Origin of the sequence: Sphingomonas sp. S2-65 (genome assembly GCF_021513175.1) — a bacterium.
Lineage (GTDB): Bacteria > Pseudomonadota > Alphaproteobacteria > Sphingomonadales > Sphingomonadaceae > Sphingomonas.
The window spans coordinates 1,639,989-1,655,856 of sequence record NZ_CP090953.1 but is presented as its reverse complement, the minus strand read 5'-3'; the positions used below and the strand labels follow the sequence as shown (position 1 = coordinate 1,655,856).

The following is a 15,868-nucleotide window of genomic DNA, read 5'->3' as shown; positions in this document are numbered from 1 at the left end:
CCTCCCCGTGCCGGGGAGGATTTTGCGGTCACTTTACCCCTAGCTGGTCCATCACGAAGGCGGTCCATTCGGCCTGCTGGCGGTAGCGTTCGAAGCGGCCGGACTTGCCGCCGTGTCCGGCTTCCATGTTGATGCGGTAGACCAAAGGGTTGGCGTCGGTCTTCCTGGCGCGCAGGCGGGCGACCCATTTGGTGGGTTCGTAATATTGCACCTGGCTGTCCCATAGGCCGGTCGAGACGTACATCGCCGGATAGGCCTGCGCCGCGACGTTATCGTAGGGCGAATAGCTCAGCATATAGTCGTAGAACTGCTTGTTCGCCGGATTGCCCCATTCGTCGAACTCGCCGGTGGTGAGCGGGATCGAGGTGTCTAGCATAGTGGTGACCACGTCGACGAAGGGCACTTGCGCGACGATCACCTTGTAATCCCGGGGCGCCATGTTGGCGATGCCGCCCATCAGCAGCCCGCCGGCGCTGCCGCCCATCGCACCGACGCGGTTGCGCGCGGCATAGCCGTTGGCGACGAGGTAGCGGGTCACGTCGATGAAGTCGGTGAAGCTGTTCTTCTTGTTGAGCACCTTGCCGGAATCGAACCAGGCGCGCCCCATTTCCTGGCCGCCCCGGATATGGGCGATGGCATAGACCATGCCGCGATCGAGCATGCTCGGCAGCGCGGGCTGGAAGTACGGATCGGACGAATAGCCGTAGCTGCCATAGGCATATTGGAACAGCGCGGCGGTGCCGTCCTTCTTGAAGTCGCGGGCGTGGATCAGGCTGACCGGGATCTTCGTACCGTCACGCGCCGTCGCCCACACGCGTTCGGTGACGTATTTCGACGCGTCATAGCCCGGCACCGGCTGGACCTTGAGCACGCGGCGCTCGCCGGTCTTGTAGTTGACCTCATAGGTCGTGGTGGGAGTGGCCAGCGAATCGTAGGTGTAGCGCAGCCAGTCGCTGTCGGGCTCTTCGTTGGTGCCCAGCGTCATCGAATAAGCGGGCTCGTCGGTGGCGACGGCGCGGCTCTTGCCGTCGGAGGTCAGCACCCGCACGCGCTTGTTGCCGCCGGCCCGCTCTTCGATGGCGAGGAAGCCGTTGAAGGGCTGGAATGCCTCGATGAAGACCTTGTCGCTGGTGGCGACCACGTCGCGCCACATCGCGCGTCCGTGCCCGCTATGGGCGTCGCCCACGGTCATCAGCCGGTAGTTGGGCGCCTGCCAATTGGTGCGGATGATCCAGCGATCGCCGAGATGATCGGCCTGGTAGAGGAATTCGCGCTCGCGCGGGGCGATCACCTGAAACGCGGTGGGGTCGCTGGCCGGCGCGCAGCGCTGCTCGTCGCTGGCGGTGCTGTGCAGGTAGATGCAGAGATAGCGTTCGGACGAAGTCGTGCCGATGCTCATGTAGAAGGTCTCGTCCTTCTCCTCATAGACGAGGGTGTCGGACGCGACCGGGGTGCCGAGGACATGCGCCTTCACGCGCTTGCCGAGCAGGGTGACCGGATCCTTCTCGACATACAGGATGGTCTTGTTGTCGGCGGCCCAGGCAAAGCCCGATTCCACATTGGGGATCGTGTCGGCCAGGGTCTGGCCGGTCGCCAGGTCCTTGATCTTGAGCACGTACTGGCGGCGGCCGACGACATCCTCGCCATAAGCCAGCAGGCGGTTGTCCGGGCTGACCCGCATGCCCGAGGCCGAGAAGAAGCTGTGGCCCCTGGCCATGGCCGGCTGGTCGAGCAGCACTTCCTCGGGGCTGGTCATGCTGCCCTTGCGGCGGGCGAACAGCGGATAGTCGGCGCCGCTGGCGAAGCGGGTATAATAGTAATAGCCGCGGCGCAGGAACGGAACCGAGCTGTCGTCCTGCTTGATGCGGCCGACCGTCTCGCGGAAAAGCGACTCGGCCATCGGCTTTTCGCCCGCGAGCAGTGCGTCGGCATAGGCGTTCTCGGCATGGAGATACGCCAGCATCTCCGGGTTCTTCCGCGTGTCGTCGCGCAGCCAGTAATATTCGTCGTTGCGCGTGGCGCCGAACGGGGCCTTGACCGGATGGGGCTTGGCGGCGGCGACCGGCGGCTTGGGCGCGGTCTGCGCCAGCGCGGGCGGCGCGCTGGTCGAAAGTAGCGCCAGCGCGGCGATCAGTTTGGTCATGGAGTTCCCCCGGTCGCGATTCGCAACAAAAGCTGGTTGTGCCAAAGCTTGGCCGTGAAGGGGAGGGGCCTCAGCCGAGCGGATAGAGTGCGCCGGCTACCCAGCGCAGTTCGGCGCGCAGCACGCCCCAGGCGCGGGCTGCGGCACGGCTGTCCATGATCTCCAGCCCGATACCCCGCGCGGAAAGCGCCTTGGTGAGGGCGAGCGGGGGACGGACGAGCCGCTCGCCGGTGCCGAGCAGGATGAACTCGGGCTGGGGGTCGAGCGCTAGTACCGGGGCGAGGTCCGCCTCGGTCAGGTCGGCGATCGCGGGCGGCGACCAGCCATCGGCGCGCTGCGGGCTGATGAGCAGCCCTTCATAGACATTTTCGTCGACGCGGAACCCGCGCCCCGAAAAGCCGGAGATCACCGGCCCATCGGCGCTGCGGCGTTCCATCTTCATCCTTCGCGCGGTCCGACGCGCTCGGCGTTCGACGCGACGCTGGACTTTTCTTCGCGCGGACCCGGCTTGAGGCCGAGGGTGATCAGCAGCGAGGAGGAAACGTAGATCGACGAGTAGGTGCCGACGATCACGCCGAGCATCATCGCGGCGGTGAAGCTGCGCAGCACATGGCCGCCGAACAGCAGCAGCGAACCGAGCGCGAGCAGGATGGTGAGCGAGGTCATGACGGTGCGCGGCAGCGTTTCGTTGACCGAGAGGTCGATCAGCTCGGCCATGCCCATCTTGCGGTACTTGCGCATATTCTCTCGAATGCGGTCGTCGATCACCATCTTGTCGTTGATCGAGTAGCCGATGATCGTCAGCACCGCCGCGACGATGTTGAGATCGAACACCATCCAGGTGAGCGCGAAGAAGCCCAGCGTCATCAGCACGTCGTGCAGGATAGCCACCGCCGTCGACACGCCGAACTGCCATTCGTAGCGCAGCCACGAGAAGATCGCGATGCCGACGATCGCGAGCACCACTGCCAGCACGCCGTTGCGGATCAGCTCGTCCGACACCTTGCCCGACACGGTGGAGTAGTTGGAGAAGGTCGCGCCGGGGAACTTGCTCGCCAGTTCGGTCTTCACCCGCTCGACCATCTGGTCGACCGCGCCGGGATCGTTCGATTCGGGCAGCGGCATGCGGATCGTCACGGTGTTCTTGCCGCCGAGCTGCTGGAGCGTGGCTTCGCCGAGGCCGAGCCGGTTCACCGTCGAGCGCACCTCATCGAGGTGCGGCGTGGTCGCGAACTTTTCTTCGATCGAGACGCCGCCGACGAAGTCGACGCCCATGTTGAGGCCACGGATGCCCACGATCGCCACTGCGGCGATGGTAAGCAGCAGAGTGACCGCGAACGCGATGTGGCGGATGCGCACGAACCCGATGTTCGTGTTGTCCGGGATGAGCTTGAGGAGCCGCATGACTGTCGCGTTCCTTAAATGTGGATTTCGCTGGGCCGGTTGCGCCGGATCCAGAGCGAAACAAGCATGCGGGTGAAGACCACCGCCGTGAACACCGAGCTGGCGATACCGATCAGCAGCACCACCGCGAAGCCGCGGACCGGGCCCGAACCCAGGATCAGCATGATCACGCCGGCAATGGCGTGAGTCACGTTCGCCTCGAAGATCGTCCGGCTGGCTTCCTTGTAGCCGAGCTCCACCGACTGGGTAACGCTCCGCCCGCGCCGGCGCTCCTCACGGATGCGCTCGTTGATCAGCACGTTGGCGTCGACGGCGGTACCGATGGTCAGCACGAAGCCGGCGATGCCGGGCAGGGTCAGCGTGGCGGTGAGCATGCCCATGACCGCCAGGATCACCAGCACGTTCAGCGTGACCGCGAAGGTCGCGTAGATGCCGAAGCGGCCATAGGTCAGCACCATGAAGGCGATGACCGCGACGATGGCGATCACCGATGCGGTGATGCCGGCCTTGATCGAGTCGGCGCCGAGTTCGGGGCTGACGGTCGATTCCTGCACCACCTTGAGCGCGACGGGCAGCTTGCCCGAGCGCAGCGCGATCGCCAGCTGGTTGGCGCTTTCGACGGTGAAGCCGCCGTTGATGACCGCGCTGCCGCCCAAGATCGGCTCGTTGATACGCGGAGCCGAGATCACGACATTGTCGACGACGATCGCGAACGGCTTGCCCGAGTTTTCCTGCGTCACCTTGGCGAAGCGGCGCGAGCCGGCGCCGTCAAGCTGCAGCGTCACGCCAGGAGCGCCCGACTGCGGATCGTAGGACTGGCTGGCGTTCACCAGCATGTCGCCGGTGATCATCGCGGTGCGCTGCACGGCGATCGGGCTGCCGGTCTCGGAATAAGGAAGCACGATCGAACCAGCGGGCGCGATACCGCGGGCGAGGTCGGCCGGGTTGGCGTTGGTGTCGACCAGGTGGAAAGCGAGCTTCGCGGTCTTGCCGAGCAGGTTCTTGAGCGCGGTCGGGTCCTGGAGGCCGGGGACCTGGACGACGATGCGGTTCGAACCTTCGCGCACCACGGTGGGCTCGAGCGTGCCGAGCGCGTTGATGCGGCGGTCGACCACTTCGCGGGCGTCGTTCATCGCGGTCTCGATCGCCTGGTTCACGCCGGCCCCGGTGGGGGTGAGCACGAAGCGAGTCGAATCGACGACGGCGATTTCCCAGTCGCGCTGGCCGGTGGTGCCGACGCCGGTGGTCAGCGGCAGCAGCTTCTCACGCGCGGCATCGACCTTTGCGGGATCGCGGACCATGAAGGACAGCTTGCCGCCCTGGATCGAGATGTCGCCGACTTCGACGCGGGGATCGCGGCGCATTTCGCTGCGGACCTGCTCACGCATCTGCTCCAGGCGGGACTGGGCGACGTCCTTGGTATCGGCTTCGAGCAGCAGATAGCTGCCGCCGGCAAGATCGAGGCCCAGGTTGATCGCGGGCTTGGGCACCCAGGAGGGCCAGGTGTCGCGCACCGTCTTGGGCACGAAGCTCGGCACGGCGAGAAGGACCATGATCGCCAGGAAGGCGGAAATGGTCAGCACTTTCCAGCGGGGAAAATCCAGCATCAGTCGTTCGCGGGCTTGCCGCCCAGCGGGCGAACTTCGGCGATGCTGCCCTTGAGCGAGCGGACCTTCATGCCGGGGGCCAGCTCGACTTCGACTTCGGTCTCATCGACCTTGGTCACCTTGCCGATCAGGCCGCCGCCAGTGACGACGGTGTCGCCCTTCTTGACGGCGCCGATCGAGTCCTGAAGCGACTTCATCCGCTTCTGCTGCGGGCGGATCATCAGGAAATAGAAGACGACGAAGATGAGGACGAGCGGCAGGAGCGACACGATCGCGCCGGCGGTGCCGCCGCCCTGGGCTGCCGCGCCTGCGGTCTGTGCATATGCTGGGGTGACGAACATGGTTTCCGGATGCCAAAAAGGGGGAGCGAAAATCGCCCCCGTTGAAGCCGCGGGCGCTAACATGCGTCTCGGCCCTGCGCAACTATTGTCACGGGCGCTTGCATCGCGCGGCGAAGGGGCATAGAGGGCGCTCCCTCGGTCGGGGCGTAGCGCAGCCTGGTAGCGCATCACACTGGGGGTGTGGGGGTCGCAGGTTCGAATCCTGTCGCCCCGACCAAGAACTTCAATGCCTTAATCAAAGCGCTCCGCTGCGGCGGAACCTGCCTCGGCGGCGCGGCTTGCCTCTTGTCGCCAGTCGCCGATTCGCTCGGGCCAACGGGTGCGCGCGCGGCAATCGGCGTTACAGCCAGCCATGGTTCCGCGCGATGCGGCCGGCCTCGATGCGGTTGGAAGCGCCGAGCTTGGCGGCGGCTTCGGACAGGTAATTCCGCACCGTGCCGGGGGACAGTTCGAGCGCGCGGCCGATCTCCTTGTTGGAACGTCCGTCCTGCGCGAGCCGCAACACCGCGCGCTCGCGGTCGGTGAGCGGATCGGGCGGCGCGAAGGCGGCGGTGGCCGCGAGGTCCGGATCGATGACCCGTCCGCCGCTCGCGACTCGGCGAATCGCGTCGGCCAGGCGATCCGCCGGGCTGTCCTTCAACAGATAGCCGCAAACCCCGGCCTCGACCGCGCGGCGCAGATAACCCGCGCGTCCGAAGGTCGTGACGATCAGCACGCGCGTGGGCGAACGCTCCTGCGCCAGTCGCGCGGCCACTTCGAGCCCGGTCAGGCCGGGCATTTCGATGTCCGACAGCAGCAGGTCGGGGCGGAGCGTCCGCACCGCCTCCAGTGCCACCAGGCCATCGGGCGCACGCGCCACGACTTCGATGTCGGGTTCCAGGGTGAGCAGCGATGCAAGCGCGCCGAGCACCAGACCCTGATCTTCGGCGATGACGATGCGGATCATGCCGCCACCGCCGGGACCGCCGCCGTCACCTGGGTTCCGCGGTCGCTCACATCGACCCGCAGGCGCCCGCCCGATGCGGACAGGCGTGCGCGCATGCCGCGCAGCCCGGAGCCCTCGCGGAAATCGCCGCCGCGGCCATTGTCGGAGACGGTCAGGCGCGCGGCACCGTCCTCCTGCTCCAGCAGGATCGTGCAGCGCGTAGCCGCCGCGTGGCGGATCACGTTGGTCACGGCCTCGCGCAGCGCCATCGCCAGCACTGCGCCGTCCTCGGCGGATATCGCCAGATCCTCGCCATCGACGTCGCAGGCGATGCCGGCGGTCGCCAGGGCATCGCGGGACGCTTCGATCTCGCGTCCCAGCCCGGCGTGGTTCATGCCGGCGACGGTGGCGCGAACCTCCGCTAGGGCGCCGCGCGCGGCTTCGGCCACGTCGCGGATCTCGTGCTCCGCCGCCGCCGGATCGGACGCGGCGAGCCGCGCCGCGAGATCCGATTTGAGGGCGATGAGCGTCAGCGTCCGCCCCAGCACGTCGTGGAGGTCGCGCGCGATCCGCTCGCGTTCGGCCTCTCGCGCGAGGAGCCGAACTTCCTCCTGCGCGCGCAGCAGTGCGCCGTGCTTCTCGCCCAGCGCCATGCCTGCCATCTTGCCGTACACGACCATCAACTCGAACAAGGCGAGCATCGCGACGGCGTACCAAGGCAGCCGCGCGAGGATCGTGGCGGCGACCGATACGAGGACCAGGATCCCGACGAGCTGGACCGCCGCGCGTGCCGGGCGGCGCTCGGCTGCCGTCGAGCAGGCGTACACCGCGAGCACGGTCCAATTGCCGCCGAACGGGATCATGGCGAAGGCAAGCGCCATGATCAGAATGGATGCCGATAGCGCCCGCCGGGCCGGCGCCCGCGCCGCATAGACATAGAGGGCGAGGAAGATCAGCAGCCCGACCGCCGAGACGATGAGATCGCGCACGCCTGGCGGATGGCCGAACCATGTCGCCCCGAACAAGGGAAGATAGGCCAGCCAGATCCATGGACTGCGGACATCGGCGATCCGCTGGTACCAATGCTGGCCCGTGGCCGTCGGTGCCGTGGGGAACTGCATGCAGGTCATGCTCGCCTGGGGCCGGGCGATGGTCAAGCCGGGCTGCGCCGCCATCCGCGGACCGCGAGCCAGCCCGCTGCCGCGGTGATGAGGATCAGCGTCGCCAGGTGCAGGAGGATCGCCGCCTGCGAAGGAACGCCGGTTGCCGCGAGTGCGAGCTGGCCGAGGTGAAAGGATGGCGTGATCCAGGCGAGATGCTGCATCCAGGCGGGGAGCAGGAAGATTGGCATCCACAATCCGCCGAGGATCGCGAAGCCGAGATACAAGGCGTTCGCCGCCGCGATCGCACCCTTTGAGCCCATGCGCATGCCGATCGCGAACCCGAACAGCGCGAACGGCACCACTGCCAGCAGATGGACGAGAACCAGCAGGGCCCATTGTTCGGGCGGGAGCCGGACGCCGCCGAAGAGCGCAAGTGCGTAGATCAGCACCAGCGCCATGGCCGCCATTGCTCCGGCCGACACCAGTTTGGCGAAGACATAGGCGCCCGCGGGGAGCGGGGAGACGCGCTTGAGCTCGATCAACCCGCTTTCGCGTTCCACCGCGACCCCTGCACCGAAGCCGAACAGCGCCGGGCCAGTGGCGGCGAACACGCCGAAGGTCGCGAGCGAATAGGCCGCGGCGGCGGGTCCGCCCTTGTTGAGCGCGATTGCGAACAGCCCGTAAAACATCGCCGGGGTTATGATCGTCGGCAAGGCGAATTGCGGGAGCCGCAGGCTTTTGCGGAGTTCGGCGACGCTTTCGCGCCCGAACACACCGAGCGGACTGGCGAGTGCGGTTTCCATCAAGCGGCCTTTCGCGTGTCTGTGGGGAGATTTGCCAGTGCGTCCTCGAGCGACGCGGCGGTGATCGTCAGGTCCGACAGCGCGGAATCGGCGCCGAGCAGCGCCCGGGCCGAGGCTGCGCCGTCGGTGGCCAGCAGCGTGGTTGCCGCGCCGTTACGGGCGACCGACCGGATCCCCGGCAGCGACAGCAGCGTGGCGTCGGGCAGCGCGGTGCGGCAGCGGATCGTCGATCCGGCCACCTGTGCCTTGATCCACGACGGCGTATCGTCCGCGATGATCCTTCCGCCGTCGATCACGACGATGCGATCGGCCAGGGCATCGGCTTCTTCGAGATAATGGGTGGTCAGCAGGATCGCGGCGCCCGCGTCGGCATCGGCGCGCACGGTGGTCCACAGCCGCCGCCGCGCCTCGTGATCCAGCCCTGTGGTGGGTTCGTCGAGCACGAGCAGGTCGGGCTGGCCGCAGATCGCGAGCGCGTACAAAAGCCGCCGCTGCTGCCCGCCGGAAAGCTTTCCGGCCGGCCGCGCCTCCAGGCCGTCAAGTCCGGCGAGGGTGATAGTCGCGGCGACCTGTCGCGGATTGCGGTAATAGCCCGATTGCAGCGCCACCAGCTCCCGCACGGTGAGCACGTCGGGAAGGCCGGCGCTCTGGAGCATGACGCCCATGCGCGCCCGCGCCGCGGGACGTGCGGGATCGAGGCCGAACAGCGCTACATGGCCGTGGTCGGGCGCGAGCCTTCCGGTCAGCATGCCCACCAGGGTCGTCTTCCCCGCGCCGTTCGGGCCCAGCAGCGCGGTGACTTCGCCGCGGCGTATCTCCAGCGCGATGTTGTCGAGTACGAGCCGGCTTCCGAACGTTTTCGATATGCCGCCGAGCCTGCCGACCGCTTCTATACTGTTTTCCACCATCCCTCGCTCCTTTGCTGCGTCAGCATCAGCCGGAGACGGTCCTCGAACCAGTGTAGGTCGTCATGCGCAGCGCGTGACAAATGTCACTGTCGCTTGGTGCTCACGTCCGTGGCACCGGCGGTATGAAGCGCGCTGCCGCCGCTCTGCGTCAGGCGGTGCGCGGGAGGGCGGCGCTGGGATGGCGTGCGCAGACAAGCGTACCGACCAACACCATCAGCCCGGCCAATGCCAGCGGTGCGGCCAGGCCACTATGCATCACGAGCACCGCGCCCACTGCCGCCCCGGCGAAGATCGACACGATGGCACCGATCCGGCGGCCCAGATTGGCGCCGGCGCCGCCGGCCAGCTTGGAATCGGCGGCGATGCCGGTCACGGTGAGCGTCAGCACGGTGGTCGTGAGGTCCGGCACCTTGAGCTGGCGGACCGTGGCGTTGCGGAAGCCCATTGCGACCGCCGTCAGTGCGATGATCGCGAACACCGCCCATTGCGGGTCCTGGCTCGGCACGTGCAGCACCAGCGCGATTCCCGCGGCGATCCACAGCAACACGGTCTCGACGATAGCGGCGCGGATCAGCCAGTGGCGCAGCGGCAGGCTGGCATGCGCGGTACCGACGCGGCCGGCGATCAGCGCGCCAAGCATGAAGGCGGCGATCGCCACCACGAACGGCGCCACCTTGAAGCCGGGCGTACCGACGGCGGCAAAGCCCAGGAAGACGATGTTGCCGGTCATGTTGGCGGTGAACACCTTGCCTAGCCCCAGCACGCTGGCGGCATCCACCAGGCCGGTGGTCGCGGACAGGAACAGCAGCAGGCCGGGCAGCGACGAGCGAGGGGCGGGGGACGTGGCCATGACGGGCTCCTTGGAAGGCGGTCTAGAAACGGAAATTGCTTTCGAGGCCGAGCATAGCGATGGTCTTTGCCGGTCCGGTCTCGCGCAGAAAGCTGCCGGCCTGGAAAGCGGACAGCGAGGTGGAAAGCTCGAGCTCGGGCGTCGCCTGCCAGGCCAGCGTCATCTCGGCCTCCTTGCCGATGAAGCGGCTGCGCGCGCCGCCGGGCGCGCGGATCAGGTTGCCCGGAATGTCGTAGACGCCGTCGGCGCGCGAATAGCGCCAATAGGCCATGCCGGCGACGCTGGCCGACACCGTGTCGCTCAGCGCCAAGGCCACGCTGGGATTGAGGCTGACGATATTGGCCGGGCCGACGGGCGACAGCTCGCCGAAATACTTGCCCTTGGGGAACAGCGCGTTGAACGTGCCCAGCCGGGCGTCGCCCAGATGCTTGTCGCCGCTAACCATGTTGAAGCGCAGCGTCGCGTCGGGCCTCAGCGGCGCGTTCGCGAAGCGGTGGCCGACTTCGGTGCCGAGCGTCCAGGCGCCGATCCGCTGGTCGGAGAAGCGCCCGAATTGGGCGACCCCCTCGATGTTCCAGTGCCAGCCTTCCGCGCTGCCATACCAGCGCAGACCCAGGCTGTGGCGAAGTTCATGCCCGCTCCGTCCGCCGAAGCGCGCCGCGCGATTGCGATAGGCCAGGTAATAGAAATCGAGGCCGGGGACGCTGCCATAGGCGCCCCACAATGCCTTAGTCGGCGAGCTGCGATCGTCCAAATCGTCCAGACCGGGCGACACCGGGCGCATTGCCAACAGGCTGAGGCTCGCCTGGCCATGGTGCAGGATGCCGCGGACGCCATCGAACGCCAGCGGGACGTTGGGGCCATAGCGAGTGCCGATCAGCCGCTCGCTGCCCAGCGAGAGCATCTGCCGGCCGCCGCGCAGCGTAACCGGACCCAGCGTCACGTCGGCAAAGCCCTGCAGCAGGTCGATGCGGGTCTGATCGGCCGGACCCGCCGCGGGCCGTACGCCCGCGGCAAAGGCCGCCATCGGCTGGACGAAGGCGCGGACTCTGCCGACATGCAGATCGGCATAAGGCAGTGCGCGCGCCCATAGATAGGCATCGTCGGGCGCCGGGCCATCGGCCCACAGATTGTTGCGATACGCCTCTTCGCGCAGCCGCACTTCCACGCCGGTGGTCAGATAGGCGCCGCCGTCGCCGAGCGGGATGTATTTGAGCGGGCCGGTCCAGTGATGCTCCCGCCTTTCGGCATCGGCGAGGTTGGACCAATCCTCGTCATAGCGGGTGATCGACAGGACCGGCGGCTGCCAGGCTTCGCGAGTCTGCGCGGCCGCGGGGCCGGCGACCAGGAAGCCCAGCAGCAGCGCCTTACGCACGCCGCTGCTCCATCCGAGCGACCAGGGCCGCCAGCACGAAGCCGCCGATCAGGCCGACATGCTCGAAGAAGCTGTTGGTCGCCATGAAGCGCTCGTGCCCGGCGGGCATCGCCCAGAAGGCGTTGGCGACGCAGGCGGCGAGCAGCGTGAACACGCCGAGCATGCCCGCGCCCAGCCAGACGAAGCGGCCCCACAGGATCAGCGCCGGCCCGATCAGCTCGACTGCGATGGTGAGCCCCGACCACAGCGCGGGCGGGTTCATCCCGAAATGCGCCTGTTCGGCGACCGCGGCCGGCCAGTCACTGAGCTTGACCAGCCCGCCGAGAAGATACGCGCCGACCAGCGCGAGCCTGGCGAGAAACCAGATCGGGCGCCAGTCGAGCACGGCGTCGACGAAGCGTGGCGTGCCGGTTCCCCGCATCGCTCAGGCCCCCGTCTTCGCGTGGATCTCGGCGACATAGCCGCCCGGGAAGCGCACGATGGCGGCGGTGCGGCCCTGTTCGGCATGCGCCGGCACCAGCGTCTCGACGCCTGCCGTGGTTGCCTTGGCAAGCGTCGCGGCCAGATCGGGCACTTCGTACCCGGTCATGTCGCGGCCATAGGGCCAGGGCAGCTGCCCATCGGAGACCAGCACGGCCATGTTGCCATAGCCCGAGCTGAGCCGGATGCGGCGATAGGTCTTGCCCTGCTGCCCGATCTCGACGCCCGGCGCGGCCTTTTCGTCCGACACGATCCTGGCATGCGCATAGGCGGCCCAGCGGCGCACGAAATTGTCGGCGGCGTCCGGCGTCAGATAGATGCGGTTCTCCGGCACGCTTGCCAGAGCGGGGTAGTTGGGCTTGGCGGTATGCCAGTAGAGCTGCATGTTCACGCCGCCCGGCCATTGCACCACCGCATCGCGACCGATCGGATCGGGGAAGGTGGTGATCAGGCGCGCGGCGCCATGCTTCACCGCCGCCTCGACCGCCTTGTCCATATCGGCCACCAGATAGCCGGTCCGCTCGCCGCCGAACGGATAGGGGATCGGCGTCACGAAGCCGAACACCGACAGCGAACCGACCGGGGTCAGCACCAGCTGCGACATGGTCTTGCTGCTGGTGGGCGTCACCTGGAACTCGCCCTTTTTGGTGGCGGTGCCGCCGAAGGTGGCGAGCAGGCTGGTGACGAACCGGTCGAAATCGCCCGGCGCGACATAGACATGCGTCGTGTCATATTGCGGACCGACCGAGAAGTCGGCGGTGGCGGGCGCCAATTGGGCAGCGGCGGGCGCCAGCGGCGCGGCACTCACCAGCGCGGTGGCGATCAGCAAGGCAAAGCGTTTCATCTCGAAAACTCCTGAAGAAGGGGAGGGGATCAGACGGCCCAGCAGCCGCAGCCAAGCGAGCCCCAGAAGCTCTGGACATCGGCGGCAGGGACGCTGGCGCCCAGCGCCGCGGCATGGTCGTGGCCATGGACGCCGCAGGCCGAGGCGCAGCCGCACGCGCTGGCGAGCTTGGCGTCGTTGGCGGGATCGCGGTGATAGCCGCCGAACGTCGCGACCGGCGACCAGTCGGGCATCGGCCGCGGCATGGGCGGAGACAGCGGCGCGAACTCGCCCTCGCCGTAAACCACCTTGCCGCCGAGCATCGTCAGCGCCGAGCGCAAATGCGGGATCTCGCTTTCGGAGACGCTGAAATAATCGCCGGTAAGCACCGCCAGATCGGCGAGCTGGCCGGCCTTTATCTGCCCCTTCTTGCCGACTTCGCTCGAGAACCAGGTGTTCTCGTGCGTCCACATGCGCAGCGCCTTTTCGCGGCTCATGCGGTTGGCGCTGGGATAGAGGCCCAGCCCGCCGACGGTTTTGCCGGTGACGAGCCAGTTGAGCGAAACCCACGGGTTGTAGCTGGCGACGCGGGTCGCGTCGGTGCCGGCGCCGACGGGAATGCCGGCGGCGAGCATCTTGGCGATCGGCGGCGTGCGCTCGGCCGCCTTGGCGCCGTAGCGCTCGACGAAATATTCGCCCTGATAGGCCATGCGGTGCTGCACGGCGATGCCGCCGCCCAGCGCAGCGATGCGGTCGATATTGCGGTCGCTGATCGTCTCGGCATGGTCGAAGAACCAGTTGATGCCGGTCAGCGGAATGTCGCGGTTGACCTTTTCATACACGTCGAGCGCGCGGCCGATCGTCTGGTCGTAGGTGGCATGCAGCCGCCAGGGCCAGCGATGCTCGGCGAGCAGGCGGATCACCGGCTCCAGATCGCCTTCCATGCTGGGGGGCATGTCGGGGCGCTCGACGCGGAAATCCTCGAAATCGGCGGCGGAATAGACCAGCATCTCGCCCGCGCCATTGTGGCGATAGGTGTCGTCCCCCTGGCCCGGCGAGACCTGCTTCACCCAGCCGGAGAAATCGGCCAGCTCTTCCTTCGGCTTCTGGGTGAACAGGTTGTAGCTGATGCGCAGCGTCAGCAGCCCCTCGTCGTGGAGCTTGCCGATGATGTCGTAATCCTCGGGATAGTTCTGGAAGCCGCCGCCGGCGTCGATCACGCCGGTCACGCCGAGCGAGTTCATCTCGCGCATGAAGTGGCGCGTGGAATTCAGCTGATAGTCCGGCGACAGCTTCGGGCCCTTGGCCAGCGTCGAATAGAGGATGGTCGCATTGGGCTGGGCGAGCAGCAGCCCGGTCGGGTTGCCGGCGGCGTCGCGCACGATCTCGCCGCCCGGTGGGTTCGGCGTATCCTTGGTATAGCCCACCACCCGCAGCGCGGCGGCATTGAGCAGCGCGCGATCGTAGAGGTGGAGGATGAACACCGGCGTATCGGGCGCGACGGCGTTGAGCTCGGCGATCGTCGGCAGGCGCTTTTCGGCGAACTGGTGCTCGGTGAAGCCGCCGACCACGCGCACCCATTGCGGCGCGGGCGTGTTGTCGACCTGGCGCTTGAGCATCGCCATCGCGTCGGCCAGCGTCGGCACGCCGTCCCAGCGCAGCTCCATATTGTAGTTCAGCCCGCCGCGGATGATGTGCATGTGGCTGTCGATCAGCCCGGGGATCACCCGGCGGCGGCCGGCGTCGATCACGGTAGCGCCGGGACCGGCGGCGGCGCGCACCTCGGCCTCGCTGCCCGCCGCCAGGAACTTGCCGTCGCGGATGGCGATCGCCTCGGCCTGCGGGTTCTCGCGGTCGAGCGTGGTGACCTTGGCGTTGACGAGGATCAGGTCGGTGGCGGCCATGAGCGGGGTCCTTGCGTAGAGCGGGGCGGTGAGGGCGGTGGCGGCGACGCCGGCAAGCGTCTGGCGGCGAGTGAGGCTCATGCCTGGTCGCCGGGCAGCCGGCCGAGCACATGCTCGGTGCATTCGGTGCGAAGATAGGCGACGGTTTCGTGCCGCGAGCCGAGCCGCTTGGCGAGCGGCAGTGCCTGCTCGCCAAGCAGGATGCCGAGCAGGCCGACCAGGGCAATGGTCGGCGGTGCCGGCGAACGGACGCCGAGGAGGCTGTAGACGATGCCGACCAGCAACCCGGCGGCAAGCGAGATGAGGTATGGCTTCATCCTGGGAACTCCTCGGCGTGTGGTTCAGGCGCGGATGAAGGCGAGCAGATCGGCGTTGATCACCGCGGCATCGACGGTCAGCATGCCGTGCGAGAAGCCGGGATAGATCTTCAGCGTCGGGTTCTGCAGCAGCTCGGCCTGGCGGACGGCGGCGTTCTTGAACGGAACCACCTGGTCGTCATCGCCCTGGAGGACGAGGGTCGGCACGGTGATCGCCTTCAAATCCTCGGTCTGGTCGGTTTCGGAGAACGCCTTGATTCCCTCGTAATGGGCGAGCGCGCTGCCCATCATGCCCTGGCGCCACCAATTGTCGATGACCGCCTGGCTCACCTTCGCGCCCGGGCGGTTGAAGCCGTAGAACGGCCCCGAGGCGAAGTCGCGGAACAGCTCGGCGCGGTTGGCGGCAAGCCCGGCGCGGATGCCGTCGAACACCTCGATCGGCAGGCCGTCGGGATTGGCGTCGGTCTTCGCCATCAGCGGCGGCACCGCGCTCACCAACACCGCCTTGGCGACGCGGCCCTGCGGTTGGCCGTATTTGGCTACGTAGCGGGCGACTTCGCCGCCGCCGGTGGAGTGGCCGATATGCACGGCGTTCTTCAGGTCGAGATGCTCGACCACCGCTGCCGCGTCGGCGGCATAATGATCCATGTCGTGGCCGGTGGCGACCTGGGCAGAACGGCCATGGCCGCGGCGGTCATGCGCCACAACGCGGAAGCCGTTGGCGAGGAAGAACAGCATCTGCGTGTCCCAATCGTCCGAGGACAAGGGCCAGCCATGGTGGAACATGATCGGCTGGGCGTCCTTGGGCCCCAGATCCTTGAAGAAGATCTCGGTGCCGTCCTGGGTGGTGATGGTGCTCATGGTAAAACCTTCCGAAAAAACGTG

16 protein-coding genes and 1 tRNA gene are annotated in these 15,868 nt (G+C 67.5%); 1 reads left to right on the top strand and 16 read right to left on the bottom strand.

Going from position 1 to position 15,868, the window contains the following annotated elements; genetic code table 11:
• Positions 1 to 28 precede the first annotated feature (28 nt).
• The 5 genes from LZ586_RS07820 to yajC form a co-directional block, all read right to left on the bottom strand.
• The gene (locus LZ586_RS07820; RefSeq protein WP_235079302.1) at positions 29 to 2,143 is read right to left on the bottom strand and encodes a S9 family peptidase; all 2,115 of its coding nucleotides are present in this window, start codon (positions 2,141 to 2,143) and stop codon (positions 29 to 31) included.
• 70 nt (positions 2,144 to 2,213) lie between these two features.
• Positions 2,214 to 2,585: an Mth938-like domain-containing protein gene (locus LZ586_RS07815; RefSeq protein WP_235079301.1), complete on the bottom strand. Its 372-nt coding sequence runs from the start codon at positions 2,583 to 2,585 to the stop codon at positions 2,214 to 2,216.
• Positions 2,582 to 3,547: a protein translocase subunit SecF gene (gene secF, locus LZ586_RS07810; RefSeq protein WP_235079300.1), complete on the bottom strand. Its 966-nt coding sequence runs from the start codon at positions 3,545 to 3,547 to the stop codon at positions 2,582 to 2,584. The genes LZ586_RS07815 and secF overlap by 4 nt, the downstream gene beginning before the upstream one ends.
• 14 nt (positions 3,548 to 3,561) lie before the next feature.
• On the bottom strand, positions 3,562 to 5,154 hold the full coding sequence (secD, locus tag LZ586_RS07805; RefSeq protein ID WP_235079299.1) for a protein translocase subunit SecD: 1,593 nt from the start codon (positions 5,152 to 5,154) through the stop codon (positions 3,562 to 3,564).
• A complete protein-coding gene (yajC, locus tag LZ586_RS07800; RefSeq protein ID WP_235079297.1) occupies positions 5,154 to 5,495 on the bottom strand; it encodes a preprotein translocase subunit YajC in 342 nt (113 codons plus the stop codon). The genes secD and yajC overlap by 1 nt, the downstream gene beginning before the upstream one ends.
• A gap of 140 nt (positions 5,496 to 5,635) precedes the next feature.
• Between yajC and LZ586_RS07795 the strand changes: the two genes are divergently transcribed.
• Positions 5,636 to 5,712: transfer RNA gene (locus LZ586_RS07795), tRNA-Pro, on the top strand.
• Between the two features lie 123 nt (positions 5,713 to 5,835).
• Here LZ586_RS07795 and LZ586_RS07790 read toward each other — a convergent pair.
• The 11 genes from LZ586_RS07790 to LZ586_RS07740 form a co-directional block, all read right to left on the bottom strand.
• Complete coding sequence (locus LZ586_RS07790) at positions 5,836 to 6,441, bottom strand: response regulator transcription factor (RefSeq protein WP_235079295.1); 606 nt, start codon at positions 6,439 to 6,441, stop codon at positions 5,836 to 5,838.
• Positions 6,438 to 7,541, bottom strand: a complete 1,104-nt coding sequence (locus LZ586_RS07785) for a sensor histidine kinase (protein WP_235079294.1) — start codon at positions 7,539 to 7,541, stop codon at positions 6,438 to 6,440. The genes LZ586_RS07790 and LZ586_RS07785 overlap by 4 nt, the downstream gene beginning before the upstream one ends.
• A gap of 32 nt (positions 7,542 to 7,573) precedes the next feature.
• Positions 7,574 to 8,326, bottom strand: coding sequence for an ABC transporter permease (locus LZ586_RS07780; RefSeq protein WP_235079292.1), 753 nt, complete (start codon positions 8,324 to 8,326; stop codon positions 7,574 to 7,576).
• Positions 8,326 to 9,234, bottom strand: a complete 909-nt coding sequence (locus tag LZ586_RS07775; protein ID WP_235079290.1) for an ABC transporter ATP-binding protein — start codon at positions 9,232 to 9,234, stop codon at positions 8,326 to 8,328. Before LZ586_RS07775 ends, LZ586_RS07780 begins: the two co-directional genes overlap by 1 nt.
• Positions 9,235 to 9,382: 148 nt before the next feature.
• Positions 9,383 to 10,084 (bottom strand): YoaK family protein, encoded by a 702-nt coding sequence (locus LZ586_RS07770; protein ID WP_235079288.1) that lies wholly within the window; start codon positions 10,082 to 10,084, stop codon positions 9,383 to 9,385.
• A 22-nt stretch (positions 10,085 to 10,106) separates the two neighbouring features.
• Positions 10,107 to 11,459 (bottom strand): alginate export family protein, encoded by a 1,353-nt coding sequence (locus tag LZ586_RS07765; protein WP_235079287.1) that lies wholly within the window; start codon positions 11,457 to 11,459, stop codon positions 10,107 to 10,109.
• Positions 11,452 to 11,880: a DoxX family protein gene (locus LZ586_RS07760; protein WP_235079285.1), complete on the bottom strand. Its 429-nt coding sequence runs from the start codon at positions 11,878 to 11,880 to the stop codon at positions 11,452 to 11,454. Before LZ586_RS07760 ends, LZ586_RS07765 begins: the two co-directional genes overlap by 8 nt.
• A gap of 3 nt (positions 11,881 to 11,883) precedes the next feature.
• Positions 11,884 to 12,783, bottom strand: a complete 900-nt coding sequence (locus LZ586_RS07755; RefSeq protein ID WP_235079283.1) for a glyoxalase — start codon at positions 12,781 to 12,783, stop codon at positions 11,884 to 11,886.
• A gap of 29 nt (positions 12,784 to 12,812) precedes the next feature.
• On the bottom strand, positions 12,813 to 14,666 hold the full coding sequence (locus LZ586_RS07750; RefSeq protein WP_235079281.1) for an amidohydrolase: 1,854 nt from the start codon (positions 14,664 to 14,666) through the stop codon (positions 12,813 to 12,815).
• Positions 14,667 to 14,743: 77 nt separating this feature from the next.
• Positions 14,744 to 14,983, bottom strand: coding sequence for a DUF1427 family protein (locus tag LZ586_RS07745; RefSeq protein ID WP_235079279.1), 240 nt, complete (start codon positions 14,981 to 14,983; stop codon positions 14,744 to 14,746).
• A gap of 24 nt (positions 14,984 to 15,007) precedes the next feature.
• Positions 15,008 to 15,844, bottom strand: coding sequence for an alpha/beta fold hydrolase (locus tag LZ586_RS07740; RefSeq protein WP_235079277.1), 837 nt, complete (start codon positions 15,842 to 15,844; stop codon positions 15,008 to 15,010).
• Between the last annotated feature and the right edge of the window lie 24 nt (positions 15,845 to 15,868).